General features: G+C 54.6%; 20 protein-coding genes and 1 pseudogene. 10 read left to right on the top strand and 11 right to left on the bottom strand.

Going from position 1 to position 26448, the window contains the following annotated elements:
* Nucleotides 1–256: 256 nt before the first annotated feature.
* From ACT3TJ_RS16115 to zwf, 3 genes are read right to left on the bottom strand one after another with little or no spacing between them, the layout of a single operon-like run.
* Nucleotides 257–919 carry a bifunctional 4-hydroxy-2-oxoglutarate aldolase/2-dehydro-3-deoxy-phosphogluconate aldolase gene (locus ACT3TJ_RS16115; RefSeq protein ID WP_038483316.1) on the bottom strand — a complete coding sequence of 221 codons (663 nt, stop codon included), beginning with the start codon at nucleotides 917–919 and terminating at the stop codon, nucleotides 257–259.
* Nucleotides 920–975: 56 nt separating this feature from the next.
* Nucleotides 976–1641: a 6-phosphogluconolactonase gene (gene pgl, locus ACT3TJ_RS16110; protein ID WP_444622117.1), complete on the bottom strand. Its 666-nt coding sequence runs from the start codon at nucleotides 1639–1641 to the stop codon at nucleotides 976–978.
* Nucleotide 1642: 1 nt separating this feature from the next.
* The gene (zwf, locus tag ACT3TJ_RS16105; RefSeq protein WP_444622118.1) at nucleotides 1643–3136 is read right to left on the bottom strand and encodes a glucose-6-phosphate dehydrogenase; all 1494 of its coding nucleotides are present in this window, start codon (nucleotides 3134–3136) and stop codon (nucleotides 1643–1645) included.
* Between the two features lie 376 nt (nucleotides 3137–3512).
* Between zwf and malE the strand changes: the two genes are divergently transcribed.
* The 3 genes from malE (at nucleotide 3513) to malG (ending at nucleotide 7231) form a co-directional block, all read left to right on the top strand.
* Nucleotides 3513–4700, top strand: coding sequence for a maltose/maltodextrin ABC transporter substrate-binding protein MalE (gene malE, locus ACT3TJ_RS16100; protein ID WP_444622119.1), 1188 nt, complete (start codon nucleotides 3513–3515; stop codon nucleotides 4698–4700).
* A gap of 61 nt (nucleotides 4701–4761) precedes the next feature.
* A complete protein-coding gene (gene malF, locus ACT3TJ_RS16095) occupies nucleotides 4762–6330 on the top strand; it encodes a maltose ABC transporter permease MalF (RefSeq protein WP_444622120.1) in 1569 nt (522 codons plus the stop codon).
* Nucleotides 6331–6340: 10 nt separating this feature from the next.
* Entirely contained in the window at nucleotides 6341–7231 is an 891-nt protein-coding gene (malG, locus tag ACT3TJ_RS16090) for a maltose ABC transporter permease MalG (RefSeq protein WP_096651441.1), read from the top strand.
* A 66-nt stretch (nucleotides 7232–7297) separates the two neighbouring features.
* Here malG and ACT3TJ_RS16085 read toward each other — a convergent pair whose 3' ends face one another.
* The 7 genes from ACT3TJ_RS16085 to ACT3TJ_RS16055 form a co-directional block, all read right to left on the bottom strand.
* Entirely contained in the window at nucleotides 7298–8020 is a 723-nt protein-coding gene (locus ACT3TJ_RS16085) for an anti-sigma factor (RefSeq protein ID WP_444622121.1), read from the bottom strand.
* Nucleotides 8017–8598: a sigma-70 family RNA polymerase sigma factor gene (locus ACT3TJ_RS16080; protein WP_444622122.1), complete on the bottom strand. Its 582-nt coding sequence runs from the start codon at nucleotides 8596–8598 to the stop codon at nucleotides 8017–8019. The genes ACT3TJ_RS16085 and ACT3TJ_RS16080 overlap by 4 nt, the downstream gene beginning before the upstream one ends.
* A 168-nt stretch (nucleotides 8599–8766) precedes the next feature.
* On the bottom strand, nucleotides 8767–9291 hold the full coding sequence (locus tag ACT3TJ_RS16075) for a DUF3455 domain-containing protein (protein ID WP_444622123.1): 525 nt from the start codon (nucleotides 9289–9291) through the stop codon (nucleotides 8767–8769).
* Nucleotides 9292–9450: 159 nt separating this feature from the next.
* Nucleotides 9451–10566, bottom strand: a complete 1116-nt coding sequence (ugpC, locus tag ACT3TJ_RS16070; protein ID WP_444622124.1) for a sn-glycerol-3-phosphate ABC transporter ATP-binding protein UgpC — start codon at nucleotides 10564–10566, stop codon at nucleotides 9451–9453.
* Nucleotides 10554–12233 carry an alpha-amylase family glycosyl hydrolase gene (locus ACT3TJ_RS16065; protein ID WP_444622125.1) on the bottom strand — a complete coding sequence of 560 codons (1680 nt, stop codon included), beginning with the start codon at nucleotides 12231–12233 and terminating at the stop codon, nucleotides 10554–10556. The genes ugpC and ACT3TJ_RS16065 overlap by 13 nt, the downstream gene beginning before the upstream one ends.
* A 140-nt stretch (nucleotides 12234–12373) precedes the next feature.
* The gene (malT, locus tag ACT3TJ_RS16060; protein WP_444622126.1) at nucleotides 12374–15079 is read right to left on the bottom strand and encodes an HTH-type transcriptional regulator MalT; all 2706 of its coding nucleotides are present in this window, start codon (nucleotides 15077–15079) and stop codon (nucleotides 12374–12376) included.
* A gap of 157 nt (nucleotides 15080–15236) precedes the next feature.
* Nucleotides 15237–16754, bottom strand: a complete 1518-nt coding sequence (locus ACT3TJ_RS16055; RefSeq protein ID WP_444622127.1) for a carbohydrate porin — start codon at nucleotides 16752–16754, stop codon at nucleotides 15237–15239.
* Between the two features lie 433 nt (nucleotides 16755–17187).
* Here ACT3TJ_RS16055 and ACT3TJ_RS16050 point away from each other — a divergent pair, with 433 nt between their 5' ends.
* The 6 genes from ACT3TJ_RS16050 (at nucleotide 17188) to ACT3TJ_RS16025 (ending at nucleotide 24402) form a co-directional block, all read left to right on the top strand.
* On the top strand, nucleotides 17188–18459 hold the full coding sequence (locus ACT3TJ_RS16050; RefSeq protein ID WP_444622128.1) for an ABC transporter substrate-binding protein: 1272 nt from the start codon (nucleotides 17188–17190) through the stop codon (nucleotides 18457–18459).
* A gap of 15 nt (nucleotides 18460–18474) precedes the next feature.
* A complete protein-coding gene (locus ACT3TJ_RS16045) occupies nucleotides 18475–19458 on the top strand; it encodes a carbohydrate ABC transporter permease (protein ID WP_444622129.1) in 984 nt (327 codons plus the stop codon).
* Nucleotides 19458–20300: a carbohydrate ABC transporter permease gene (locus ACT3TJ_RS16040; RefSeq protein WP_444622130.1), complete on the top strand. Its 843-nt coding sequence runs from the start codon at nucleotides 19458–19460 to the stop codon at nucleotides 20298–20300. Before ACT3TJ_RS16045 ends, ACT3TJ_RS16040 begins: the two co-directional genes overlap by 1 nt.
* 10 nt (nucleotides 20301–20310) lie before the next feature.
* Nucleotides 20311–21966 (top strand): alpha-glucosidase, encoded by a 1656-nt coding sequence (locus ACT3TJ_RS16035; RefSeq protein ID WP_444622131.1) that lies wholly within the window; start codon nucleotides 20311–20313, stop codon nucleotides 21964–21966.
* A gap of 76 nt (nucleotides 21967–22042) precedes the next feature.
* Nucleotides 22043–23149 carry an ABC transporter ATP-binding protein gene (locus ACT3TJ_RS16030; protein WP_444622132.1) on the top strand — a complete coding sequence of 369 codons (1107 nt, stop codon included), beginning with the start codon at nucleotides 22043–22045 and terminating at the stop codon, nucleotides 23147–23149.
* Nucleotides 23150–23370: 221 nt separating this feature from the next.
* Nucleotides 23371–24402, top strand: a complete 1032-nt coding sequence (locus ACT3TJ_RS16025; protein ID WP_444622165.1) for a LacI family DNA-binding transcriptional regulator — start codon at nucleotides 23371–23373, stop codon at nucleotides 24400–24402.
* A 103-nt stretch (nucleotides 24403–24505) separates the two neighbouring features.
* Here ACT3TJ_RS16025 and gap read toward each other — a convergent pair whose 3' ends face one another.
* Nucleotides 24506–25510 carry a type I glyceraldehyde-3-phosphate dehydrogenase gene (gene gap / locus ACT3TJ_RS16020; RefSeq protein ID WP_096651459.1) on the bottom strand — a complete coding sequence of 335 codons (1005 nt, stop codon included), beginning with the start codon at nucleotides 25508–25510 and terminating at the stop codon, nucleotides 24506–24508.
* Between the two features lie 234 nt (nucleotides 25511–25744).
* Between gap and ACT3TJ_RS16015 the strand changes: the two are divergent.
* Nucleotides 25745–26448 (top strand): annotated as a pseudogene (locus ACT3TJ_RS16015) (pyruvate kinase); the annotation flags it as partial.

Genomic DNA, 26448 nt, shown 5'->3' with positions numbered 1-26448 from the left:
AAATGAGGACACGCCCTAATAGGAGTAGGACTCGGAGCCAGCAGTTGGCTAAATAATATGGGCCAGAGTGCATTACTGTGTGCCATCACGGCACTACTCGCCACGCGCTGGGAAAAGTCGCGCCGATAGCGCGATGCTTGGCGCACCACAAAAAAGCCCGAGCATGGCAATATGCTCGGGCAAATGACTTACCCACACGACCCGATATCAGTGAGGCAAGTAACGAGAGTGCTCGTGTCGATTTACATCGTATTCGTTAGTGGTGAAAACGCTCAGCGGCCTGACGGGCCAGCTCGCGAATACCGTCCCAATCCTCTGCTTCAACCATGGCTTTCGGCGTCAGCCAAGAACCGCCTACACACATAACATTGGGTAGTGAGAGGTAGGTTTCAGCGTTATCAACCGTGATACCGCCGGTTGGGCAAAAACGTGCTTCAGGAATCGGCGCGCCAAAGGCTTTAATGGCTTTGGCACCACCGCTGGACTCAGCCGGGAAAAACTTGAAGCGGCGATAGCCGTATTGCCAGCCTGTCATCAGCTCAGAGATCGTTGATACGCCGGGCAACATCGGCACCGGGCTCTCTACGCCATAGCGATAAAGCGCTTCTGTCGCGCCGGGTGTCACCACAAAATCCGCACCTACCTGCTCAGCTTGGCGGTATTGCGCGGGCGTTAACACGGTACCTACACCGATGCTGGCTCCCGGCAGCGCTTCTTTCATGCGTTTAATTGCTTCCAGCGCGCAGTCGGTACGCAAAGTAATTTCCAACACGCTTAAGCCACCTTCAACCAAGGCGCGACCTAGCGGTACCGCATCTTCAAGACGCTCAACGGTAATCACCGGAATGACCTCGGCCTTTAAGCAGATGCTGTCAAGCTCGGCAGTACGTGTTGAGGGTAGCTGTTTATCGATTGTCATCAGTGAGTCTCCAAGCAGGTGTTACTGGCAAACGTTTATTGGCGAAAGCCCAGGCGTTACGGCGCCCAGTAGATCGCTAACGGGCAAGATAAAAACGCGCGAATGGGCAGCTTACGGACATCATCACCACTCATGGCGTTTGCCAATACGCTGCGCTTATCATCGCCAGTAATATGTAAAATATGGCGATACGCCTGATGTAGGCGACCTGCCGAGAAAGTAATACGCGGCTGCGGCTGACTAGGCGTGCGTACCGCGACAAGCGGCTCATCGGTAGACAGCGCTAAACCTAGTTCAAGGCTGTCGGGGAATAGCGACGCCGTATGGCCATCGCCGCCCATACCCAAGATCACAACGCTGGCGGGCCAAGGCAGAGATGCCGTGCGCTTGGCAACCTCATCAACCCCCTCTTCCGGCGTCGAGGCATCTGAGGTTAGCGCTACGAAGTTGGCGTTCGCAGCCGCTCCTTGAAGGAGGTTTTCGCGCACCAGCTTGGCATTGCTATCGCTACTTTCCTCACCCACCCAGCGTTCGTCGGCCAACGTGATATCAATGCGCTCCCAAGGCAGCGGTTTAGCTGCCAGCGCTTTAAAAAAAGGCACCGGTGTAGAGCCACCCGAGACGACTAGTAGCGCGCGCTCTTGGCGGTTCAAGTCTTCGGCCAATGCCTGGGAGACCGCTTCTGCCAGCTGTTGTGCTAGCGCCTGACGTGCTTCGCTCATATTAATAATCCTCATACCAACTGCGGCCATCTTGGGTAATCATGGCGATGGAGGCGACCGGCCCCCAAGAGCCTGCCGGGTAACGGCGCGGCGGGGTTTCGCGGGCTTTCCAACCATCGATGAGCTGGTCGCACCAACGCCAAGCGTGCTCAACTTCGTCACGGCGCACGAACAGATACTGTTGGCCTTTCATGACTTCCAGTAGTAAGCGCTCATAGGCATCTGGGATACGTGATTTGGGGAACGCGCTGTTAAAGTCCAGGTGCAACGGACCAGGACGCAGGCGCATGCCTTTATCCAAACCGCTGTCTTTGGTGAGCACCTGAAGCGCGATCCCTTCATCTGGCTGCAGGCGAATGATCAGCTTGTTAGACGCAATCCCCCGCTGATCAGGATCAAAAATATAGTGCGGCTGCTGGCGGAAGTGGATCACAATTTGGGACAGTTTTTCAGGCATGCGCTTACCGGTACGCAGGTAGAACGGCACACCCGCCCAGCGCCAATTAGAAACCTCGGTTTTCATTGCCACAAAGGTTTCGGTCTGGCTCTGGGTATTCGCTCCATCTTCTTCCAGGTAGCCCGGTACCGGCTGTCCATCGTTAGTGCCCGCAGTGTATCGTCCACGTACTACATCACGCCCCAGTGCTTCACCGGTAAACGGCTTTAAGGCTTTAAGCACTTTTACTTTCTCATCACGAATCGCGTCAGCATCCAGATTGGAAGGTGGATCCATGGCAATCAAGCATAGCAACTGGAGCAAGTGGTTTTGCACCATATCGCGAAGCTGTCCGGCATCATCGAAGTAACCCCAGCGCCCTTCAATGCCGACCTTTTCTGCGACGGTAATTTCCACATGGGAAATGTGGTTCTGATTCCATTGTGTCCCGAATAGCGGGTTAGCAAAGCGCAGCGCAATCAGGTTCTGTACCGTTTCTTTACCCAAATAGTGGTCAATACGGTAAATACGCGACTCAGGAAAAACGGCCCCAATAGCGTCGTTAACTTCTTCTGATGACACCAAATCGTAGCCGATGGGCTTCTCAACGATGACCCGCGTTTGCTCATCCAGACTGCCACTCGCCTCAAGGTTGCGGCAAATATCACCGTAGATCATTGCGCCAACGGATAAATAAACCACCATGGGGCGATCGGAGCCTTCGCGCCATTCACGTACTTGCTCAAATCCCTCAGCTTTTTTGAAATCCAGCTGACAATAGTCAAGCCGATTTAGAAAACGCTCGAGACTTTCTTTATCCTGCTCATCTTTTTTCAGCCGCTTTTGCAGCGCACCATTTACCAACTGGCGAAACGCAGCGGTGTCATGCGTTTGACGTGCCAGCCCCATAATCCGCGTGCTTTCGGGCATTAAGCCCTCACGGTCAAGGTGATAAAGCGCAGGAAACAGCTTGCGCATTGCAAGATCGCCCAGCGCCCCAAACAGCGCTAAATCAATAGCGTGCTTCTGATCGCCCAGCGGGGAATGTGACTGGCTCATCTCAGCTCCTATTTATAATTAGATGATCTAATGTAGTTATATTACCTAAAATCTATCTGATATCGGGCATTATACGCAACATTACATGTAATTTTACTACAAAAAAATAGTATTGCCTCCCCAATTACGTCTTTTAACGTTATTTACGTCTCTCGTTGAGCAGTGCCATCTCTGATCAGCACCGATGCAGACACCCAACGTTATACCGCTTTATTGTTACCTTTTATTCCACTCTACGCCCCTTGGATACGCCATCGCTACGCCCCCTGAGGATGAGGTGACGTTGCGCGTAATTGGCGACGCTGGCACTGACTAAAGCGCTGCTCATCAATATGCTCGCAGCACTCTACGACAACAACAATGAGGTATTTACATTATGGCTACGTCTCGCCCCATCATGATGCCGCTTCTAACCGCGACGCTGGCTGCCAGTGTCGCCCTTCCCGCCGTTGCGTTTGAGGACGATCGCCTGACTATCTGGATGGGTGATAATAAAGGTCAAGAAGGCATTCGTGAGGTTGCCGAGCAGTTTCGTGAAGAAACAGGCATCGAAGTTGAGGTGGTATTTCCCGATAACCTTACCGACCGCTTTCAGCAGGCGGCGGGAAGTGGCCAAGGGCCAGACATCGTCATCTGGGCTCACGACCGCATGGGTGAGTGGGCACAAAGTGGTTTATTGAAACAAGTCGCCCCAAGTGACAGCTTCCGTGAGGCGTTTTACGACTTCACCTGGGAAGCTGCACTGTGGAATGGTGAAACCTACGGCTACCCGATATCGGTAGAGTCACTGGGCCTCATTTACAACAAAGCCTTGGTAGAAACACCACCAGAAAGCTTTGCCGAACTGATGGAGCTTGACGAAACGCTCACTCAAGACGGCAAAAAGGCCATCCTATTTGATTACAGTGAGCCGTATTACGGCTGGACCCTACTAGCGGCCAACGGCGGCTACCCTTTCAAGCAGACTGACAGCGGCTATGACGTCAGTGATATAGGCGTTAACAACGAAGGTGCCTTACAAGGGGCAGAACTGCTGGTTGAACTGATCGAAAGTAATGTACTACCCCGCGGCACTGATTACAACCTGATGGACACCCGCTTTAACCAGGGCGAAGTGGCTGCCATGATTAGCGGCCCATGGGCATGGCCGAACCTGGAGCGTAGCGGAATTGACTACGGCGTCGCACTACTACCGAAAGTGGGTGATGAACGTGCTAAACCCATGTTTGGCGTGATGACGGCAATGATTAACTCCGCCACACCCAATGATTTTCTCGCCGTGGAGTTTTTAGAAAACTACCTGCTTAGCGAAGCGGGCATGCATACATTCAACAGCGACGGCTCACTGGGAGCGGTTGCTCATATAGATTATCAGGCTGAGCTTGCTGATAACCCTAACATTGCCGCGACGCTTGAAAATGCCGAAGTCGGTATGCCCATGCCAAATATTCCTGAAATGGGTGCTTTCTGGGCAGCCATGGAGCCCGCCCTGCAAAACATCGGCAGTGGACGCCAATCGCCCCAAGAAGCGCTAGATGCCGCTGCGCGGCGTATGCGCCAGTAAGCTTTTTTCTGCCCTTCTGCCCGGTAGCCAATTGCCACCGGGCAGCTCTCAGGATGTCACTATGTATACCACTAACGCCTCTCGCGGTCTTCCCCGCCACCGCTCTCGCCATCTCACCGAACGTTACACCCGCTGGGCACTTCGCTGCATCATTGCCACCTTGGTAATCGCGCTGTTATGGCTGGTAGTCGCCTTTCACCTTAATGGCCAGTGGATGTTCGCGCTGCTCTTTCTAGTACTGGGCGCCTCGCTGGGCGTGGTGTTTACCAAACGCACGTTAATGAGCCACCGGTATATTTTTCCTGCCATGGCGGGGCTGGGCGTATTTGTTATTTTCCCGCTGCTTTACACCATCGGCATTAGCTTTAGTAATTACAGCTCAAGCAACTTGTTATCGGAAGAGCGCGTGCGCGGCCAGCTGATGAGCCAAACCTATCAACAGGAAGGCAATACATTTGACCTTACGCTTTACAAAGCAGGTGAGCTTGTCCGCTTATACCTAGAAAACAGTGAGGCAGACACGCCCCAGCGCTTCGTTTCTTCACCGCTCAACCTAGCCAACCAAGAGACCCGTCAAATAGGTGTTCAGGCAGTAGACGCTTCGCCTGCCCAAGAGCCACTGGAAATGCGCGCTATTATTCAGGCACGTGATTCTCTGCAAGGGCTTAGGCTGCTGACACCTGATGGCGCGGAGCTGCGTATGGCAGGGTTACGCCAGTTTGCTCCTATGGTAGATCGCTATGAAGCACGTGAAGACGGCTCGCTTTATGATCGCCGCGATGACCGCGTTCTTACCCCCGACCCCGCTAGTGGATTTTTTGTCGCTGATAACGGCGAAAGCATCACGCCGGGATGGCCCGTCAATGTAGGATTTACCAACTATACGAAGATATTCACCGATCCCGATATTCGCGGTCCCTTCATGCAGATCTTTGTGTGGACCTTTGTGTTTGCCGCACTGACGGTGGTCTTCACCCTGGCCGTTGGCTTTGTGTTGGCGTCACTGTTGCAGTGGGACCAACTCAAGGGCAAAGCCGTTTATCGCACGCTGTTAATACTGCCTTACGCCGTGCCCGCCTTTATCTCCATCCTGATTTTTAAAGGCATGTTTAATCAGCACTTCGGTGAAGTGAACATGATTCTGGACACGCTGTTTGGTGTTCGACCAGAGTGGTTCACCGACCCGTGGCTTGCGCGCTCCATGCTGCTGATTGTTAATACGTGGTTGGGCTACCCCTATATGTTGCTGCTGTGCATGGGGCTAATCCAGGCAATTCCTCAAGATCTTTACGAAGCCTCAGCGGTAGATGGCGGCGGCCCCATTACCAATCTATTCAAGATTACCCTGCCACTGATTATTAAACCGCTAACACCACTATTAATTGCCGCCTTTGCGTTTAACTTCAATAACTTCGTCCTGATTGCACTATTAACGGGAGGCAACCCTGACATTTTGGGCGCAAGTACCCCAGCAGGTACCACCGATCTATTGGTCAGCTACACCTACCGCATTGCCTTCCAGGATGCCGGACAGAACTTTGGGCTGGCAGCCGCCATCGCAACGCTCATTTTCCTCTTGGTCGCAGGTATGTCACTGCTTAACTTGCGCCTTTCCAAGGTTAAGGTTTAGGAGGTTACTCATGGCCATGGTTCAACCCCGTTCAGTTGGTGCGCGCCGCTTAGGCGCTCACCTTGCACTGATCTGCTTTGTTTCGCTGATCGTCTTCCCACTGCTGCTGGTGATTTCGATTTCATTTCGCGAGGGCAACTTCGCTACCGGCAGCTTGATTCCCGAACGTTTCTCGTTAGAACACTGGTCACTAGCCTTGGGCATACCCTGGGAACGTCCAGACGGCAGTATCGTTCAACCGCCCTTTCCCGTGCTGCTGTGGCTATGGAACTCCATAAAAGTGGCAGTGGTATCTTCAGTACTAATTCTGATGCTGGCCACTACCAGCGCCTACGCCTTTGCACGTATGCGCTTTAAAGGCAAAGAGCCGCTTTTGAAAGGCATGTTGATTTTCCAGATGTTTCCTGCAGTCTTGTCGCTTGTGGCACTGTACGCCCTGTTTGACCGGCTGGGACAGTTTGTTGGCTGGCTGGGCATCAACACCCACGGCGCACTGATCGTGGCATCACTGGGCGCGGTCGCCCTGCATATCTGGACCATTAAAGGCTACTTTGAGTCGATTGATGGCTCGCTGGAAGAAGCTGCCATGGTGGACGGCGCCAGCACTTGGCAGGCGTTCCGCTACATCCTGCTGCCGCTGTCGATTCCCATTTTGATGGTGGTTTTCATTCTGGCTTTCGTCATGAGCATTATGGAATACCCCATGGCCTCAGTACTGCTGGTGGATGAACACAAGCTCACTCTGGCGGTAGGTGCTCAGCAATACCTTGCCGACCACAACCAGCGCTGGGGCAACTTTGCCGCCGCCGCAGTGCTTTCCGGCCTGCCCATTACCGTCGCGTTTTTGATCTGCCAGCGCTGGATTATTGGCGGATTAACCGCGGGGGGCGTCAAAGGCTAGCCTTAATCAATACCCGTTTCCTCGCTTGAGCAGCTTGCTCGTAACCGGCCCTATTATTAAAGCAGACTAAATCTCTACTGCGCGCCCAATAAACTCAATGGGCCCAGTGGGCAAGCCTGTAGGCGAGCCGGTCTCGTCTTCAAGGGTTAGCTCAAATAGCTGATTATCCTCAAGCGGCGGTAACTGGTCTAAACGCAGGCGCAGTGGTTGCCCTGGCTCGACTAGGCCAAGTGAAACCGGCGCCTGCCAATCATCTGCCTTGGTCCAGAACTCCAGCGCTTTTCCTTCGGGCACTTCAAAAGTGCCCAACGGGATCAGCTGAATCTCTTGACGGTTGGCGGCCTGCACGACCCACCCTGCTGATTGAGTTTGCGGCGCTAATAGCACCACTATGTATTCCGGTGTAATTGGTGCGGTGGTGACCTTAGTTAACATCACACCCATCGTCACCGCGGCAGCCAAACCAAGACCAGTAGCAGCACGCCAAAATGGCAGGCTGTGCACCAAGCGGCGAGGCGTTGGCACCGCCCTTGGAACACGCGCTGATCTTTTCGATGCGGCTTGCATGCTGCGCTCTATGCGCGGCCATAAATAATCGGATGGGGTAACAGGATCAACTATCGCAGTGTAGGGGAAAAACTGCTCTTCCCAGGCAGCGACGATGGTTTGTAATTCTGGGTCGTTGACCAAGCGTGCCTCAAAGGCTTCTCGCTCAGCGATGGGTAATGAACCTAATACGTACTCCCCTGCAAGTGCCTGAAGGTCATCGTTTTCGTTTGAACGCGTCATGACATACACTCCCGCAGGCGAAGCAAACTTCGCTTAATCCAGGCTTTGACAGTGCCTAGCGGCGCGCCGGTGTGTGCAGAAATTTCGGCATGACTTAATCCATCCACGTAAGCATGTAGCACACAGTTTCGGCGCTCGGTTTCCAACTGCTGCAAACACTCATCCATCTGCTGGCCAGTCTGCCAGTCAAAGGCCTCTGCCGTCGTCGATAGCGACTGCTGGTAGGTATCATCATCGGCTAGTTCACCAGGGTCGTTAACGTCTACACTGATTTCACGGTCGCGCTGGCGAATAGCATTTAATGATAAGTGGCGGGCAATACTGAATATCCAGGTACGGGCAGAGCCCCGTTCGGGGTCGAAACTATCGGCACGCTGCCAGATATTCAGGCAGGCATCGTGGACAATGTCTTCGGCCATACCGCGGTCTTTCACAATGCGCATAACAACGCCAAGCAGTCTGGCACCCTCTTGACGATAGAGCTGCTGTAACGCCACTTGTTCACCGCGCGCGCAGCGGGCAAGTGTATCGGTATAATCGAAGTCGTTGGCTATCGTAGACCCACCTATATCAGACACATGCTAGCTCCCTGGTGACGCGCCGATACTATCGCCAATCTGACGCTCTCTTGGCTAGCATAGCTGCTAGAGACTCGTGAGACGAGCCTCTAGCCTTACTTAGATGTGTTTCTTGAGAAAAGTATTACTTAGCAAAGATGTTGTTAAAAAACTAAGCCATTAGAGGGCTTAGTTGGCTGTCCAGAAAATATAATCTGCCTGATAAGTCACGACCGCGGTAGCGCCGTCATGACCATCATCGCAGGCCACATCAGGTGCGACACCACCTTGAGTGTTCAGGCGTTGAATATAGCTAACGCCAGCCATTGCACCTTCGCCTTCCGCAGGATTCGCTTCAACGAGTTGCAAAGGAATGTTGCCATCACCATTCGTGGCGATTGCCAGCTGAGTGCCCGTAATCTTGGAGCCATCCAACGCTTCCCAAGTGGCAGGCGGGCCGTAGTAGCTACCTACTTGAGTGCCGTCACTGTCGTTCAGTGCAGCGTGCGGGCTTTTAAATACCCAGCCCATAGCCCCGTCGTCTTTGGCTTCACACATGTAGGTAATCGCACCAACACCTACTGTTTCCAGAGCAACGGCATTGCCCTCGGGCACTTGAACGTCGGCAGGCGTCATGTCGGCCAGCGCAACGTGACTAAAGGATGCAATCAAGGTAGCGGCGAGTGCTGCACGCGTAAGAGGTTGGATAGTCATTTCAGTCTCCTTGGGCTTTGTATCAACCACTGCAAAGTGTGGCTGTATAGGGGATACACACGAGGAGACGTTTTGGATGCACTTTAGTTATAGAAAAAATTAAAAAAACGCCCCAAAAAAATTTGAGGCGCTTTATTGCTATATAAATCAGCTTATTGATTATTGGCTAACGCCGTCTACTTCAACCTGCCGGGGACATGCCTTGCCGTGCTGATCAAATAGGTGGCAGTGCTGGCCCGCTAGCCCTAAATGCACCGTTTGGCCCTCCTCCAGGTGGGTCAAACCGTCTAAGCGCTGGGTTAGCGGAACGTCGATGCCTGCTACCCGCCAATGCGCCAGCGTTTCGTAACCCAGCTTCTCCGCCACCATTAAGGTCGCACTCAACGTGGCTTCTGCCTCCTCGGCTGCCACAAAATCTTCCGCCCGAAGCCCAAGCGTTGCGCTATCCCCTGGCTGAAGATGCTTGCCATTGACCGCCACTGCCAGCGTGTCACCGCTATGTAGACGCACCACCGTTCGCCGCTCGCCTGGATCTACCACCGTCACGGGGAAGGTATTAATGCGCGGCGAGCCGATGAACTCGGCCACTTCAAGGGTTTTAGGGAAGTGATAGAGCGAGAGCGGCGCGCCGACCTGGGCGATACGGCCACGGGAAAGCAGCACAATACGGTCAGCCAGAGTCATCGCTTCCACTTGGTCGTGGGTCACGTAGATCATGGTGGCGTTCAGGCGCTTATGCAGCGCCGCAATCTGCACTCGCATATCCACCCGCAGGGCGGCATCCAGATTAGAGAGCGGCTCATCGAACAGAAACACCGCTGGCTCTTTTACCAAGGTTCGGCCAATAGCGACCCTCTGACGCTGGCCACCGGAAAGGTCTTTGGGCTTGCGCTCAAGCAATTCAGTTAAGTGCAGCATTTCAGCGGCGTGCTGCACGCGGCGATGAATTTCGGCTTTATCAGTACGCGCCAGCTTTAAGCCAAACGCCATATTTTCCGCCACGCTCATATGCGGGTAAAGCGCATAGGATTGGAACACCATACCGATATCGCGCTCCTGGGGCGGAATCTCATTGATCCGCTGACCATCAAGCTGCATATCGCCTTCAGTGATATCTTCCAGGCCGGCAATCATACGCAGCAAGGTGGATTTTCCACAGCCAGAGGGGCCAACGAACACCACAAACTCGCCATCCTCAATCGTTAGGTCGATATCCCGAGAGATTTCCACGCCGCCAAAGGATTTACCGATGCCACTAAGCGTTAAACGTCCCATGGTGCGTTCTCCTCGGTTTGTGAGCAACGGGCAATCGCTACGCCGTATGGCGGCAGCATCAGTTGGCCACCCTGCCACTCGCCGTTTAGCCATGCAGGAGCATTCTGGAGAGATGCTGCGCTCTCAGGAGCCGAGCGAGTGATGGCTTGATCACTAAAGTTTAGCGCAATCAGTAATCGTGTTTGCTGGTAAGTGCGCTCAAGACAGAGCACATCGTCACGCACAGCGTGATAGCGCACGTTCCCTTTCACCAACGCGGGTTGAGTACGGCGGAAGGCTAAAAAATCTCGGTAGGCATTGAGCAATGAACCCATATCGTTATCTTGCTGATCAACAGCGAGGCTAGCATGAGCGCCAGGCACCGGCAGCCATGGCGTGGCGCTGCTAAAGCCCGCGTGATGGGCATCGGCTTGCCAGGGGTGCGGCGTTCGGCAACCGTCTCGGCCTTTATATGCGGGCCAGAAGGTAATACCCGCAGGGTCAACCAACTGTTCAAACGTTAGCTGAGCTTCGGGCAGGCCCAGCTCTTCACCTTGATAAAGGCATACGCTACCACGCTGGGTGAGTAGAAACACCATATAAAGGCGCAGCTTATCCAACTGACCTTCCGCCTGCCAGCGGGTGGCCAGGCGGGTAACATCGTGATTTCCCAGCGCCCAGCAGGGCCAGCCATCACCAATACGCGCTTCCATTTCGGTTAGCGTTTCGTGCAAGTAGCCGGGGTCGGATTTGTCGGTCAACAGGTTGAACGAGTAACACATGTGCAGCCGCTTGCCGCCTTGGGAGTATTCAGCCATCACACTCAAGGCATCATCGTCACCCACCTCGCCCACGCTGGTGGTACCGGGGTACTCATCCAACAGAGTGCGCAGCCGCTCCAGAAACACGAGGTTCTCCGGCTGGGTTTTATCGTATTGGTGGAGCTGGTAGCCGTAGGGGTTGTCGGGGCGAACGCCCAGGAAGCTTTCAGTGATTTCCTGACGCGGTGGATTGTCTTTTAGCTCGCCGTGGGTGCAGAAGTTCACCGCATCCAGCCGGAAGCCATCGACTCCCCGCTCTAGCCAGAAGCGCACTTCTTCAAGCATGGCATCGACCACGGCAGGCTGGCGGAAATTTAAATCCGGTTGGCTAGCAAGAAAATTATGCAGGTAGTACTGGCAACGACGGGTATCCCACTGCCAGGCGCTGCCGCCAAACACGGATTGCCAGTTGGTCGGCGGCGCGCCGTCGGGTTTGGGGTCGGCCCATACGTACCAGTCGGCTTTCGGGTTATCGCGGCTTTGGCGACTCTCCTCGAACCAGGCGTGCTGGTCGGAGGTGTGCGACATGACCTGATCGATGGTGACTTTCAGCCCGCGGGCATGGGCCGCCTCGACCAGCCGGTCGAAGTCTTCCAGACTGCCGAACATTGGATCGACATCGCGGTAGTTGCTGATGTCGTAACCAAAATCCTTCATGGGCGAGGTAAAAAAGGGCGAAAGCCAAATGGCGTCGACGTTCAGTGAGGCAATGTAGTCGAGCTTCTCGATCACTCCTCGCAGGTCGCCAATGCCGTCGCCACGACTATCCATGAAGCTGCGCGGGTAGATTTGATAAATCACCGCGCCGCGCCACCAGTCGGCCCCCTGGCTGCCAACGTAGTGTGAAGTGGAAGGTGTCTGCATCATGGCGAATCCTTATGGTTGTTATCAGCGATAAGGGCATGATGCAGGCTGCGCGGCGGGATCGAATCCTCCCCCGCAGGGAGTACCCGGCGTAGTCGAGAGGAGGAGGCGAAGCGAGGGCGCTGGGCAGCCTGCCCACCGGGTCAATCCCCGTGAATGTGGGCCAGTAGCTGCCCCGCCAGGTGAATGGCCTCCTCCCGGCGCCGAATGTTCTGCTTCTGGTAAAGGCTGCGGATATGGGTTTTGATGGTGGTCTGGGCCACCGAGAGCTGCTCGGCAATCTGCTCGTTGGATAGCCCCGCATGAATCAACCCGAGGATTTGCCATTCACGGCGGGTCAGCGGTGAGGTGCGGATCAGTTCCGGCACATCCGGGCGAGCCACGATATCGGCAATCACCGTCTCGTCGAGGATCAAGCGCCGGGCGCTGCCAAAATCCTTCTGGCGCCCTGCCAGTGCCATCAACCGCTCGGCCCTCGCCTTTTCCAGGGCCCCCAACGAGTCGCTTTCGAGCAGGCCAGCCAGCAGCTCCCCTAACGGCTTGCCCAACCGCAAAAAGCTGCCCACCAGGCCGGTGCGCGACGCCAGGCTCAGGGCCTGCTGTATATGCTCGCGAGCGCGCTCTTTTCTTCCCGCATGCCAGGCAGCTGCGGCCAGGCAGAGCTGGTTACGGTTGGCGTCGGTCACCAGTCCCAAGCGCTGAGTGTGCACCTCAAGGGTCTCTAATAGCGTGCAGGCTTCATCAAAGCGCCCCAGCAGCGTGAGCGCCCGGGCGTGGTTGCGCACATTGCACTGAGAAAAGTGGTTGGTAGCCCCTTCGGTGATGGGGGCCGGCGCTTCCTGTCGCCAGCGCTCTACGGCGTCCATATCATGGGTAGAGTACCACCAGGCCAGCAGTGTGGCGTGGGCATTCGCCACCCAGTCAATATGGTAATCCCCCTCTGCGAGAATTTTGCGCAGCCGCCGAATATGGTCGGCACACTGGGCCTGATCGCCGCGACTCTGGGCAATCTTGGCCAGCTGAATATGGCACTGCAGGGTCCAGCGCTCGCCCTGGCTGTCCAGCACGGCAATGCCCTTGAGCGCCGCCTGCTCGGCTTCGTCCAGCCGATGCCACTCCCACAGCAGCTGACTGCGGATACGATAGAGAAACTCGGCCACCGGCAGATGCTCGAGCTCTGCGCGCTCGAGATGCACGAAGGCGCGCTCCTGAATATCGTAGGCGGCCTGCAAGCGCCCCTGGGCCACCAGCGTTTCCGACTGATGACAAAACGACCAGAGCAGCAGTTGGTGATCGTCACGCTGGCGGGCCTGGCGCTCTACCTCGCGCACCCGCTGCAGCGACTCTTCCAAATAGCCCAGCACAAAGCGCGCCTCGCTCAAGATAGCGGTGGCAGTCAGCCGCGTGGAAGCTAAATAGCGGGCGGGCACGGCTAGCGCTTGCTCGGCCAGCGGTGCGGCGCGCTCGGCGTTGCCTTGATTAATCGCCAACTGAGCGCGCAGCGTCGCGAATTCAGCGCTAAGCAGCTGCCACTCTGGCGCGTGCAACTGCGCTTCAATCCAGCCAATCACGCGTGCGGCAATATCAAACTGAAACTGAGCATGGGAGACCCAGCCATAGAGCAGTGTATGCTCCGGACTGATAGAGAGCCGTGGCTCACCGAGCAGTGCGAAACCCTTGGCCAAAAGTGCATAGGCACCGCTTGCCAGCAAGGCGGGCCCTTGGGTGGTCAGTAGGCTTGCCACGTCATCGGGTGCCTCGGCGAGTATCGCCTGGCGCAGAGCCATTATCGGATCGTTCAAGGCAAGCCATGCCTGGCTTGCGCGCTGGTGGAGTACTCGTTGTGTAGCCAAACTAAGCTCATGACGGCGGTGGCGGAGGTACTCGCCAAACAGCCGTTGAAAGCGGTACCACTGGGCATGAGGGTCGGGGCGTTCAATAAATAGCCCCGCCTGTTCAAACGCTTCCAGGCGTTGGGTCAAGCGCTCGCCTTCCAACAGGCGCGCCATTAGCTCGGGCGAAAAACGCTCTAACACCCCCAACTGAAGCATCAGCTCGCGCTCTTCAGCAGGAAGCGCAGCGGCGAGCAGTTCATCAAACCAAGCGACAAAATCAGGATGCGCACCGCTTAAACGCTCTACCAGCGCATCAAATCCCGCGCGCGTGGTGGTTCGCTCAACCAGCCAGTTAAGCGCCACGATCCAACCACCGCTTCTACGCAACGCGCGTTCAAGGCTTACTCGAGTGGGTGGAAAACTTAGCTGTTCAGCACACAGAGTGAGTGCTTCTTCGCTGTCAAAGGCCAAGTCGTGAAGATCTATCTCTTCAAGTTCCCCCCTCAATCGCAAGCTCGCCAAACCAAGCGCTGGGCGTGAGCGGCTCGCCAGTGTCAAGGTCAACCAGGGTGGCTGATGACGCAGCCAGTGAGCGACGCCAGCCAAAATATCGGGATGGGTCACGTGTTCAAATTCATCTACGACAAAACGACACGGGGAACGTTGCTCGGGTAACTCGCCCAACCAGCGTTCAAGCTGCTCGATGCAGTCAGCATTGTCAGCCATGGACGAAAGCACATAGGTGTCATCGAACAGTTTGTTCAACGCTGCACGCCAGTAGGTTAGAAAGCGTGCTGGCTGATTATCACGCTGATCCAACCGAAGCCAAGCAGTCTCCTGTTCCAGCGCGGGCAACCGTTCGGCCAGCAGTGTGGTTTTGCCATAACCCGAGGGCGCTGCCAGCACTAGCAGGCGGGTACGCTCGTTTAAGGCGAAATGATCATTTAGACGTGGACGGGCCACCACACTAAGCGGCAACGGCGGTGCCTTTAGCTTTTCTTGGAGTAACGACATCAGCGCCTCCCGATATCAGTGCTTTTACATAACAAAAAGCCCGCGACACGTCGCGGGCAATCAGCATTGGAGAAACAGTTTTCACTAGCGAGCAGCGGCTTACGCTTAGAACCTATGCTCAGAACCTATGCTCAGAACCTATGCTCAGAACCTCTGCTTAGAACCATACCTCGGTTTGTACACCAAAGGTAAATTCACCGCCAGTAAATCCATCGCTACCTAGAGAACTTGCACCGTAGCTATTAAGGCTATCATCCCAATCGCTGTAAGTCGTGAATAGACGGATCTCAGGACGCTTCCAGAAACCACCTACTTCCGGCTTGAAAGTCGGTGCGATAGTGAACTTCATATAGTCACCATCAACCGCGTTACGGTCACTGTAACCCTGTGGATCTAAATCCATCCACTGATAGCTAGCTTCGTACTGCATTTCAAAATTCTGATTGATTTCATTCGCCAGACGTACGTTTAGCGTAGCCCAATCATAACTGTCACCATTGGCGAAACGATCTTCACTGGTTTCAGCCAGTATAGACGGTGCAATACGCCACTTCGGTGCAATATAGGTCGTTCCGTATAACGCCAGCCGCGTTGCGGTAGCATCATCCGTCAGGTCGCCGTTACTACCCAACCCTTTAACTTCAGCCCCTAAGCCTTGGCCGTGCAGTACAGCAGCCTTAAAGTTACCCTCGCCCATGCCGAAGAAGCTATCGCCGTGGTAAGCCACCATGGTATGCCAGCCTGTATCAGCCGCAGTTTGGCCCACGCCGATATCACGCTCATCGTTATCCGCAGCAGACATGCCGTTGACCATGACCTGCCAGTTACCGAAGTAATTATTAGAGGTCAATACGAGGTTATCAGTATCGCTATTTTCTCCATCTAAACCGGGATTTTCACGGTTGACGACCGGATAGTCGCTGAAGCTGCGACCATAAACTGAAAAGTTACTCTTCCAGTTATCGGCTAGCTGCATGTCGTAAATACCACCACCGGTACCCGCGAGGAAGACGACATCGCTGTCCAGCCAGTGGATATCGAAGTTATCCCGGTCGAAGCGCTTACCCGCCCAGATGGAGGCATTTTCGAAGGCCCCGGTGAAGCTGGGCAGGTCGCTGAACTCGGCATAGGCCTGACGGACGTTGAGCTGGGACTCATCTCCCGTCCAGTCGTTGCTGGTATTGACACCGTCCGCAATCATCGTGGTGTAGCGCGCTTTTGCACCGTTATCAAACTGCATCCGGTAGTTCAGGATAGCTTCGGCGTAGGTGTCTGTTTCGTTACCCAAACGGCCCACTGCGCCGCCGTTGCCACCTGCTGGCGTCAGGTAAGGGCCACCCGGCGCGCTTTTGCCATCTTCGCCAATTAGCAGTCCAGAGCGGGCATAAACGTTAAACGAGAAACCTTCTTCGCCGCTGGCTTGGCGCTCAACGCGCGCCAGGCGCTCTTCAATCTCCGCGTCGCTCTCTGTAGCCACGCCGGTCGCCTGGGATTGCTCGGCAATTTCGGCACGGCGCTCGGCGTCATCGGCGCGCTGTTCCGCTGCTTCGATGCGGGCTTCCAGCTCGGCAAAGCGCTGCTCCATGGTCATCTGTGCCGAAGCGACACCGCTTATCCCTAAGCTGGCGGTGGCAATAGCAATTGCTAACGGCGTTTTAAATGTCATTTTGTGCATTGTTTTGAATACCCTATTGTTATTGGCAAGCGGCTGTTTATAAGCGCCTGCTCGTAAGCGCTTTTATCTAAATCGATTAAGATCGAATTGATCACACTTCCCTTGCACGGTTCGCCCAGGGGGTAGTGGCTTTGCTGCTAAACGCCACGATGCTTAAGGAAAGGTAGCCAAAACTTAATCGATTAAGTCACTTTTTACCAACGGCTAGTTGCTAATTAGCGACTAATGTCTAAGGAACGATTTTATTTAGCGAAAACTGAATAATGTCGTTAGACAAAAGTCGCTATTGAATTTCCTTGATCAAAGCGGCTAACTGACGCACACAATCTTAATCGATTAAGATAAAGAACCATTGAGCAAACGTTGAATTCGTGAATTAACGCTAATTTAGATGCCACACCATCCACAACAATAAACGTCGAGGTACGCCGTTATGAAAAAGACTTTAATTACTACCGCCATTGCAGTAGCCAGCACGCTGAGTGCAACAAGCCAGGCTCAAGCTGAAGAACTCACCATTTCCTGTGGTGCTGTAGGCGCAGAACTAACGCTGTGCCAGCAAGGTGTCGCCGCCTGGGAGGAAAAAACCGGCCATAGCGTCGATGTGGTTTCAACGCCCAACTCCTCCACCGAGCGCCTTTCGCTCTACCAACAGATCCTTTCGGCTAACTCCAGCGATATCGATGTGATGCAAATTGATGTGGTGTGGCCCGGCCTGCTCGCCAATCACCTACTCGATCTCAAAGAGGTGCTTGGCGATGACCCCGCTGCTGGGCACTTTGACACCATCGTCACCAACAACACCATTGGTGACCGCTTAGTCGCCATGCCGTGGTTCACCGATGCGGGCGTGCTCTACTACCGCGAAGATCTGTTAGAAAAATATGGCCATGAGGCACCGGCCACCTGGCAGGACCTCACCGAGATTGCCCGCGAGATTAAAGACGCCGAACGCGCCGCAGGCAAAGACGGTATGCAGGGCTATGTCTTCCAGGGGCGCGCCTATGAAGGTTTGACCGTTAACGCCCTTGAGTGGGTAGCCAGCTTTGGCGGTGGAAATGTCGTGGAAACCGACGGTGAAATTAGCATTAACAATGAACACGCCGCTGAAGCACTCGACCTAGCTGCATCGTGGATTGGCGATATTTCACCTAACGGTGTGCTCAATTACACCGAAGAGGAAGCGCGCGGCGTATTCCAAAGCGGCGGCGCAGTGTTTATGCGCAATTGGCCCTACGCCTGGGCGCTGGCCCAAAGCGAAGACAGTGACGTTCGCGGCAAAGTAGGTGTTACCCAGCTTCCCGCGGGTGGCGAAAACGGCCAAAGTGCCGCTGGCCTGGGCGGCTGGAACTTGGCGGTATCGCGCTACAGCGAACACCCTGAGCTGGCCGCCGATCTAGTCGCCTTCCTGACCGGTGAAGAGGAGCAAAAGCGTCGCGCCATACAGGCCTCTTACAACCCCACGATCGACGCCCTCTACAAGGATGATGAAGTGCTTGAGGCAGTGCCCTTCTTTGGCACACTTTACGGCACCTTCGTCAATGCGGTCGCCCGCCCCTCCGCCCCCACCGGCGATGCCTATGGCCGGGTGAGTAACGCCTTCTTCAGCACTTCCCATGACGTGCTTTCCGGCACTAAAGATGGCACTCAAGCGGTCGCGGATCTTGAAGACGAATTGGCTCGCCTGAAGCGTCGCAACTGGTAATCCTGGAGCCCTTCCATGTCGACCTCCATCAAGCATGATAACGCGCCCGCCGGGGCGCGTTCTTTCACTACCAAGCCGCGCCGGGGCACCAAAGTTCGCCGTCAGCGGGTTAAAGCCGCTTGGCTCTTTTTAGCCCCCATGCTGATTGCGTTAACCCTGGTCGCTGGCTGGCCACTGGTGCGCACCTTTTTTCTCAGTTTTACCGATGCGTCGCTATCGGATTTAGGCGCGGCCAATCTGATTGGCTTCGAGAATTATCTCGTCTATGACGATGGCCGCTGGTATGGGGTACTGGCCGACTCGGTGTGGTGGCAGTCGGTATGGAACACCGTCTACTTCTCGGTGGTGTCGGTATCGCTGGAAGTGGTTTTCGGGGTCATTGTGGCGCTGATTTTGAACGCCGAGTTCAAGGGGCGCGTAATTGTGCGCGCTGCGGTGCTGATCCCCTGGGCAATCCCAACCATTGTTTCCGCGCAAATGTGGGCATGGATGCTCAACGACCAGTTCGGCATCATCAATCACCTGCTCATGAACGTGGGCATTATCGATGCCCCCATCGCCTGGACGGCGAACGCCGCCTACTCCATGTGGGCGGTGATTATGGTCGATGTGTGGAAAACCATTCCCTTCGTGGCGCTGCTTGTGCTTGCTGCCCTGCAGATGCTGCCCAAGGATTGCTATGAGGCCGCCGAGGTAGACGGCATTCACCCGCTGCGGGTGTTCTTCAAAGTTACCCTACCGTTGATTACCCCGGCGTTAATGGTCGCAGTGATCTTCCGCCTGCTGGATGCACTGCGTGTCTTTGATGTTATCTACGTACTCACCTCCAACTCCACCAGTACCATGTCGATGTCGGTCTATGCTCGCCAACAGCTGGTCGAGTTCCAGGATGTCGGTTACGGCAGCGCCGCTTCTACCCTGCTGTTCTTGATCATTGCCCTGGCTACCGTGGCTTACCTCTACGTTGGGCGTAAACAAATCCAATTGGGAGGCGACTAATGAATACTCGTCAGTTGGCCAAAATAGCCAAGCGCATCGGGTTTTGGGCGCTGATTGTGCTGATTATGGTGTACGCCGTTTTCCCGTTCTACTACGCAGTCATCACCTCGCTAAAACCGTCGAGCGACCTGTTCCGCGTCGAGCTTTGGCCTTCGAACTGGAACTTCGATAACTACATCAGCATTTTTAGCCAAACCAGCTTTCTGCGCGCTATTTTCAACTCCATCGTGGTGGCATTTAGCGTGGTGTTTATTGCTCTGCTACTCGGCATTACCGCCTCTTACGCCCTGGGCCGGGTGCGCTTTCGGGGCCGTTCCACGGTACTACTGGTAATTCTTGGAGTGTCAATGTTTCCCCAGGTAGCGGTGCTTTCCGGGCTTTTTGAGGTGATTCGTGCGCTCAATCTCTACAACAATCCCGCCGGGCTGATTTTAAGCTACACCATCTTCACCCTGCCCTTCACCGTATGGGTATTGACTACCTTTATGAAGCAGTTGCCCATGGAGCTGGAAGAGGCCGCCATCATGGATGGTGCCACGCCCTGGATAGCCATCACGAAAGTGTTTCTGCCGCTGATGTGGCCCGCCATGGCGACCACCGGCCTGCTGGCATTTATCGCGGCTTGGAACGAGTTTCTGTTTGCCCTCACCTTCACGCTGACCGACGCCCAGCGCACGGTACCCGTCGCTATTGCACTGCTGTCAGGCGGTAGTGCCTACGAACTGCCCTGGGGGCCGATTATGGCCGCTTCTGTGGTGGTTACGGTGCCACTGGTCGTATTAGTGATTATCTTCCAGCGCCGCATTGTGTCAGGCCTTACCGCAGGCGCCGTTAAAGGATAAGGAGTTTTTTATGTCAACGATGGATTCTACTATGCAAGACACCACAATTGGGCAAGACAACACACTCTGGTGGCGCGGTGGGGTTATTTACCAGATCTACCCGCGCAGCTTTATGGACAGCCGCGGTGACGGTATTGGCGATCTTAACGGTATTACCGAAAAGCTCGCTTACGTCGCCTCCCTCAATGTAGACGGTATTTGGCTATCACCGTTTTTCACCTCACCGATGCTCGATTTTGGCTACGACATTAGCGATTACTGCGACGTCGACCCCATGTTCGGCACCCTGGAAGACTTTAAAGCGCTACTGGCAAAAGCCCACTCGCTTGGCTTGAAGGTGATGATCGACCAGGTGATTAGCCACACCTCGGATCAACACGTCTGGTTTCAGGAAAGTCGCCAAAACCGCAGCAACCCTAAAGCCGACTGGTTTGTATGGGCCGACCCCAAGCCGGACGGCACGCCACCCAACAACTGGCTATCGATTTTCGGCGGCCCGGCGTGGACGTTTGATTCCCGCCGCCAGCAGTACTATATGCATAACTTCCTGACCAGCCAGCCGGACGTTAACTTCCATAACCCGGAAGCTCGTCAAGCGCAGTTGGATAATATGCGCTTCTGGCTGGATCTAGGCGTGGACGGTTTCCGCTTGGATACGGTTAACTTCTACTTCCACGATGCTGAGCTACGCGACAACCCGCCAGTGCCCAAAGGCGAAGCTAAAACCCTGGGCGCGCCGGATAGCAACCCCTACACTTGGCAGCGCCACACCTACGACCTGAGCCGCCCAGAAAATCTCGATTTCTTGAAAGATCTGCGGGCGCTGATGGACGAGTACCCCGGCACCACGACCGTGGGCGAAATTGGCGACGATAACCCGCTGGAGCGTATGGCCGAGTACACTGCCGGTGGCGACAAGCTGCATATGGCCTACACCTTTGACCTTCTCAACAAGCCCCACTCGGCACGCTATATTCATGAAGTGCTGGAGCGCTTTCAGCGCCTGGCTGGCGACGCTTGGCCCTGCTGGGCGACCTCCAACCATGATGTAGTGCGCAGCACCACCCGCTGGGGTGCTGGAGAAGACCCCACCGCCTACCCTAAAGTGGCGCTGGCTATGCTCTGCTCGCTGCGCGGTAGCGTCTGCCTTTATCAAGGCGAAGAACTGGGCCTGCCGGAAGCCGACGTACCCTTTGAACGCATCCAGGATCCTTACGGTAAAGTGCTCTGGCCGGAATTTAAAGGCCGCGACGGTTGCCGTACGCCGATACCATGGAACGACGGTGAACAAGGTGGCTTTTCCAGCGTAGAGCCTTGGCTCCCCATGGCGGACAAACATCGGGATCTTGCCGTAAGCCGTCAGCAGGATGATGCCAACTCCACCTTGAATGCCCTGCGCAGCATTCTGGCCTTCCGCCGCCAGCATCCAGCACTGTTTGATGGCGACCTAGCGCTAGTTGATGTAGGCGAAGAGCTTTTAGGCTTCACCCGCCAAAAAAGCAACGAGACAATTTTGTGCGTATTTAACCTGACCGGCGATGAGCAACGCACCAAGCTACCACTTAACATCGCCAGCGATTTGGAGATAGCAACGTTTACGACTATGCGGGAAGCTAACGCGCTCACCCTGCCTGCTTACCAAGCCGCTTTTATGCGCGCCACTTAAACCGGCGCCAACTAGAATAGTCAACAATGACAGACGACCCAAAAAAAGCTGGATCGAGGTCGGCGAGGAGTTACCCATGGCAAGTGTCAAGCTTGAAAAGGTCAATAAAACATTTGGCCGCGACCACATTATTAAAGATGTCGACTTATCCATTGGCGATGGTGAGTTCGTTGTTTTTGTTGGGCCTTCTGGCTGCGGCAAATCCACACTATTGCGTTTAATTGCCGGACTCGAGTCAATTACTGATGGTGATCTCATCATCGGCGAAACACTTGTCAACGATCTCCCCCCACGGGAGCGCGGCGTCGGCATGGTGTTTCAGTCATACGCGCTATACCCTCATATGACTGTTTACGACAACATGGCATTTGGCCTAAAGCTTGCCAAAACCGCCAAAGAAACGGTGCATGAGCGGGTGATGAGCACCGCAAAAATTCTTCAGCTTGAAGAGCTGCTACACCGTAAACCCAAAGCCCTTTCGGGTGGCCAGCGCCAGCGGGTAGCCATGGGCCGAGCGATGGCGCGGGAGCCACGCATTCTGCTCTTCGATGAGCCGCTCTCCAACCTGGATGCCTCACTAAGAGTTCAGATGCGAAATGAGATCGCAAGGCTGCATAACCGCCTTGGCTCAACCATGATTTATGTTACCCACGACCAGGTAGAAGCCATGACCTTGGCGGATAAAATCGTGGTACTCAACCGTGGCAATGTGGAGCAGGTAGGCAGCCCTCACGAACTTTATCAACGGCCAGCAACTAAGTTTGTAGCTGGTTTTATTGGCTCACCAACGATGAATTTTATGCCCGCTGAGCTGATCAGCGGAGGAGCCGATGGCTGCCGAGTGAAAGCTGCAGGGCTGAGTGAAGTCCCCCTTCCCCAGGCCGCGCATGACTACACCAAAGGCACGTCACTAACGCTAGGTGTGCGACCCGAGCATCTGCGCTTGGAAGCACCAACGGCCGATAATTGTTTTGATATCGTTAACGTTGAATATCTTGGAAACGAGGTCTACGTTTACCTGGATCCCAAAGAGGGTGATACGCTGCTGATTCATCGCAGTGAAGCACCCAGCCAGTGGAAAGAGGGCCAGCAGGTTTCGCTTGTACCCAACACCGAGCATGTTCATCTGTTTGATGACAGCGGTACAGCGCTTAAACTTGCCCAAACCCGCTCAGCCGCTTAACAAGCTGCGTTATACATTACAGCGTGACGAATACGGCCTTGGATGAATGATCCGCACCTTTCTTTATATAAGAGGGTAGTCGAAATACCACCAAGGCCGTTATTCTTGTGCGCAACCACCTAATAATTAGCCTGCGTTGTAGTTGTAATTGCAGTTGTAATTTGTAATACGACGTGACGCACTTAACTTGCTTAGGAAGCACCGTGATTGCTCCTCGCCGAATGACACTAAAGGACCTGGCGTTTGAACTTGGCGTTTCCACTGCGACGGTTTCCAACGCCTTTAACCGCCCCGACCAACTCTCCCCCCTGTTAAGAGAGCGGATCCTAAATGAAGCTAAGCGACTGGGTTATAACGGCCCAGACGCCAAAGCCCGGAGCCTGCGTACCGGGCGCTCTAGCATTGTGGCGGTAATTTTGGCGGAAAGCCTGACCTACAGCCTGAACGACGCCGTGGCCAGTGAGTTTCTTTCCGGCGTTGCAGAGGTGCTTGATGCCCACGGCCACACCATGCTACTGCTAGCAGGCCGAGGACATGCCTCTCAGCCCCCTGGCTCAGCCAATATCGCCGATGGCTTTATTGTCTACGGCCTAATGCCCAATAATCAGTTGCTCAGTGAACTGCCCGCTCAGCATCCGCTGGTTTCAGTAGACTTTGATATCGACGGCTGCCCTACGGTGCATATTGATGACCGTGACGCCAGTTATCAGATAGCTCAACATGCTCTTATCCAGCGTCCAAAAAGGCCTGCTATCGTCAACCTGAGGCTAACCAAAGAACACTGCAATGGTCGCGTGACCCCTGAGCACACTCTGCTACCGGATAGCAGTACCATCAGTCGAGCGCGTTTAGCAGGTTTTCACGCCGCATTAACAGAACACGGCTTTGATACAGAGCAGATACCGCTCTGGAACATTGAAGAAAACGTGTTTGATGTGTGCTCACCGGTAATCACCGAAATATTAGATGTACCCGCACATCAGCGGCCAGATTTACTGCTATGCATGTCGGATCGTATTGCGCTTACCGCGCTCACGCTGGCAGAGCAACGCAACATACGAGTGCCGGAAGAGCTAAGAATTACCGGGTTTGATGGCATTGCGGAAGGGCAATACCGGGCGCCACGTTTGACCACAGTGCGCCAGGATAGCGCAGGTAAAGGCAGAGTAGCTGCACAGATGATTCTGGGGCGTTTACCAAAAACCCCGCAACTGCTCAAAACCGAGTTACTACTCGGTGGTACTTGCCCTTGAGGAAATCTTGCCCTTGAGGGAATGAAGTTGAGCCTAACAGGAAATCGTGCCTGAAAAGCAGCGGCGCTCGCTGGCTTTTCAGGCACATCTGAAGCCTGGTACGTTACTTAGCAGTCGCCTGCATCGCCAGCGTAGTATCCAACATACGGTTGGAGAAGCCCCACTCGTTGTCGTACCACGCCATGATTTTTACCAACCGTCCATTTACACGGGTGTGATTGGCATCAAAGGTCGATGAATTAGCATCGTGATTGAAGTCGATAGAGACCAGTGGCTCAGCGTTAACTGCAAGCACCGGTGAGTTCGCTGCCGCCTTCTCGATGATGGCGTTAATCTCTTCTTTGCTGGTCTCACGGCTTGCGGTAAAGGTCAGATCCACCAGAGAGACGTTGATAACCGGCACACGCACCGCTAAACCATCAAACTTACCCGCCAGCTCCGGCAATACCAAGCCAACCGCCGCTGCAGCACCCGTTTTGGTCGGGATCATCGAGTGCGTCGCGCTGCGGGCACGGTAAGGGTCTGAGTGGTAGACATCCGACAGATTCTGGTCATTGGTATAGGCATGAATAGTCGTCATTAGCCCGTTTTCAATACCGACCGCGTCGTTTAACGCTTTTGCCACCGGTGCCAAACAGTTCGTGGTGCAAGACGCGTTAGAAACAACTGTATGCTCTGCGGTCAGTACGTCTTCGTTTACCCCATACACAACGGTTGCATCCGCATCAGGGCTGGGTGCAGAAATAAGCACACGTTTCGCCCCTGCTTCAATGTGCTTGGCAGCCGCCTCACGCTTCGTGAACAGCCCCGTACACTCCATGACCAAATCGATGTTCATTAATGCCCAGGGAAGCTGCGCCGGGTCACGTTCCGATGAAATCGCAATACGATCACCATCAACCGTGATGCTCTCCGCATCGTGCTCTACCTTAAAGGGAAAGTGACCATGCACAGTGTCGTGGCGCAGCAAGTGTGAGTTCAGTGAAGGGTCGCCCAGATCGTTAATCGCAACTACCTGAACACGATCACGGTAACCATTTTCATACAGTGCACGCAGCACATTGCGGCCAATTCGACCAAATCCGTTAATAGCTACTCTTATTGTCATGGCGGCACCTCAATTAGGCAGTGAGCTTAGATGGCGTTTTGAGAAAAAATTACTAAAAGTACGTATTTAATACCCTTAATGGCTTTCCCGAGCTGTAAAAAACACTCCAAATGATTAACAGCCACCCAATATGTAGTAAAATTACTATATAAAGACTATCGTAGTCCAATACTAAATCGCTGCCAATCGATGGCGCGGCCTTACGCGAAAACGCTTTCTACAGGAGCAACAGCCATGACGACCTCAACACTCCCCACCCCTCTTCGTCGCACAAAAATTGTCGCGACACTTGGACCCGCCAGCGACCGCCCTGGGGTGTTGGAAGCCATGTTGAAAGCGGGTGTTGATGTGGTACGGCTAAATTTCTCCCATGGCGCAGCAGATGACCATCGCCGACGCCTTAACGATGTCCGTGAGATCGCCCAGCGCCTTAACCGCAGCGTGGCCGCGCTGGGTGACCTGCAAGGCCCAAAAATTCGTATTGCACGCTTTGCCGAAGGCTCCGTTCATCTGAAAGTTGGCCAAGACTTCGTGCTAGACATGGATCTAGATGCCAACAGCGGAAACGCCGAGCGCGTCGGCAGTACTCGATGTCACCTCAATTATTGGGCAAGAAGTTCACACTCGAGTTCACGTAGGTGGCAAGCTTTCGAACAACAAGGGCATCAACAAGCAGGGAGGCGGCCTGTCTGCCCCAGCGCTAACGGAAAAAGACAAACAAGACTTAAAGACCGCAATTGAAATTGGTGTTGATTACCTCGCGGTATCCTTTCCCCGTAGCGCAGCGGATATGCAGGAAGCCCGTGCGCTGCTCGGCGAAGCTGGTAAAGAGATTGGCCTAGTCGCCAAGATAGAACGCGCCGAGGCAGTGGCCAACGATGAAACCCTGGATGCCATTATTGAAGCCTCGGAAGCGGTAATGGTAGCCCGCGGTGACC

It is taken from the genome of Halomonas sp. AOP30-A1-24 (assembly GCF_052378165.1).
Taxonomy (GTDB): domain Bacteria; phylum Pseudomonadota; class Gammaproteobacteria; order Pseudomonadales; family Halomonadaceae; genus Vreelandella; species Vreelandella citrativorans.
This window is presented reverse-complemented; position numbering and strand designations above follow the sequence as displayed.

What these genes read in the sequence shown, in the direction of transcription:
- ACT3TJ_RS16115 (WP_038483316.1), bottom strand. Translation starts at nt 919, where the DNA reads ATGACAATCGATAAACAGCTACCCTCAACACGTACTGCCGAGCTTGAC.
- pgl (WP_444622117.1), bottom strand. Translation starts at nt 1,641, where the DNA reads ATGAGCGAAGCACGTCAGGCGCTAGCACAACAGCTGGCAGAAGCGGTC.
- zwf (WP_444622118.1), bottom strand. Translation starts at nt 3,136, where the DNA reads ATGAGCCAGTCACATTCCCCGCTGGGCGATCAGAAGCACGCTATTGAT.
- malE (WP_444622119.1), top strand. Translation starts at nt 3,513, where the DNA reads ATGGCTACGTCTCGCCCCATCATGATGCCGCTTCTAACCGCGACGCTG.
- malF (WP_444622120.1), top strand. Translation starts at nt 4,762, where the DNA reads ATGTATACCACTAACGCCTCTCGCGGTCTTCCCCGCCACCGCTCTCGC.
- malG (WP_096651441.1), top strand. Translation starts at nt 6,341, where the DNA reads ATGGCCATGGTTCAACCCCGTTCAGTTGGTGCGCGCCGCTTAGGCGCT.
- ACT3TJ_RS16085 (WP_444622121.1), bottom strand. Translation starts at nt 8,020, where the DNA reads ATGACGCGTTCAAACGAAAACGATGACCTTCAGGCACTTGCAGGGGAG.
- ACT3TJ_RS16075 (WP_444622123.1), bottom strand. Translation starts at nt 9,291, where the DNA reads ATGACTATCCAACCTCTTACGCGTGCAGCACTCGCCGCTACCTTGATT.
- ugpC (WP_444622124.1), bottom strand. Translation starts at nt 10,566, where the DNA reads ATGGGACGTTTAACGCTTAGTGGCATCGGTAAATCCTTTGGCGGCGTG.
- ACT3TJ_RS16065 (WP_444622125.1), bottom strand. Translation starts at nt 12,233, where the DNA reads ATGATGCAGACACCTTCCACTTCACACTACGTTGGCAGCCAGGGGGCC.
- malT (WP_444622126.1), bottom strand. Translation starts at nt 15,079, where the DNA reads ATGTCGTTACTCCAAGAAAAGCTAAAGGCACCGCCGTTGCCGCTTAGT.
- ACT3TJ_RS16055 (WP_444622127.1), bottom strand. Translation starts at nt 16,754, where the DNA reads ATGCACAAAATGACATTTAAAACGCCGTTAGCAATTGCTATTGCCACC.
- ACT3TJ_RS16050 (WP_444622128.1), top strand. Translation starts at nt 17,188, where the DNA reads ATGAAAAAGACTTTAATTACTACCGCCATTGCAGTAGCCAGCACGCTG.
- ACT3TJ_RS16045 (WP_444622129.1), top strand. Translation starts at nt 18,475, where the DNA reads ATGTCGACCTCCATCAAGCATGATAACGCGCCCGCCGGGGCGCGTTCT.
- ACT3TJ_RS16040 (WP_444622130.1), top strand. Translation starts at nt 19,458, where the DNA reads ATGAATACTCGTCAGTTGGCCAAAATAGCCAAGCGCATCGGGTTTTGG.
- ACT3TJ_RS16035 (WP_444622131.1), top strand. Translation starts at nt 20,311, where the DNA reads ATGTCAACGATGGATTCTACTATGCAAGACACCACAATTGGGCAAGAC.
- ACT3TJ_RS16030 (WP_444622132.1), top strand. Translation starts at nt 22,043, where the DNA reads ATGGCAAGTGTCAAGCTTGAAAAGGTCAATAAAACATTTGGCCGCGAC.
- ACT3TJ_RS16025 (WP_444622165.1), top strand. Translation starts at nt 23,371, where the DNA reads ATGACACTAAAGGACCTGGCGTTTGAACTTGGCGTTTCCACTGCGACG.
- gap (WP_096651459.1), bottom strand. Translation starts at nt 25,510, where the DNA reads ATGACAATAAGAGTAGCTATTAACGGATTTGGTCGAATTGGCCGCAAT.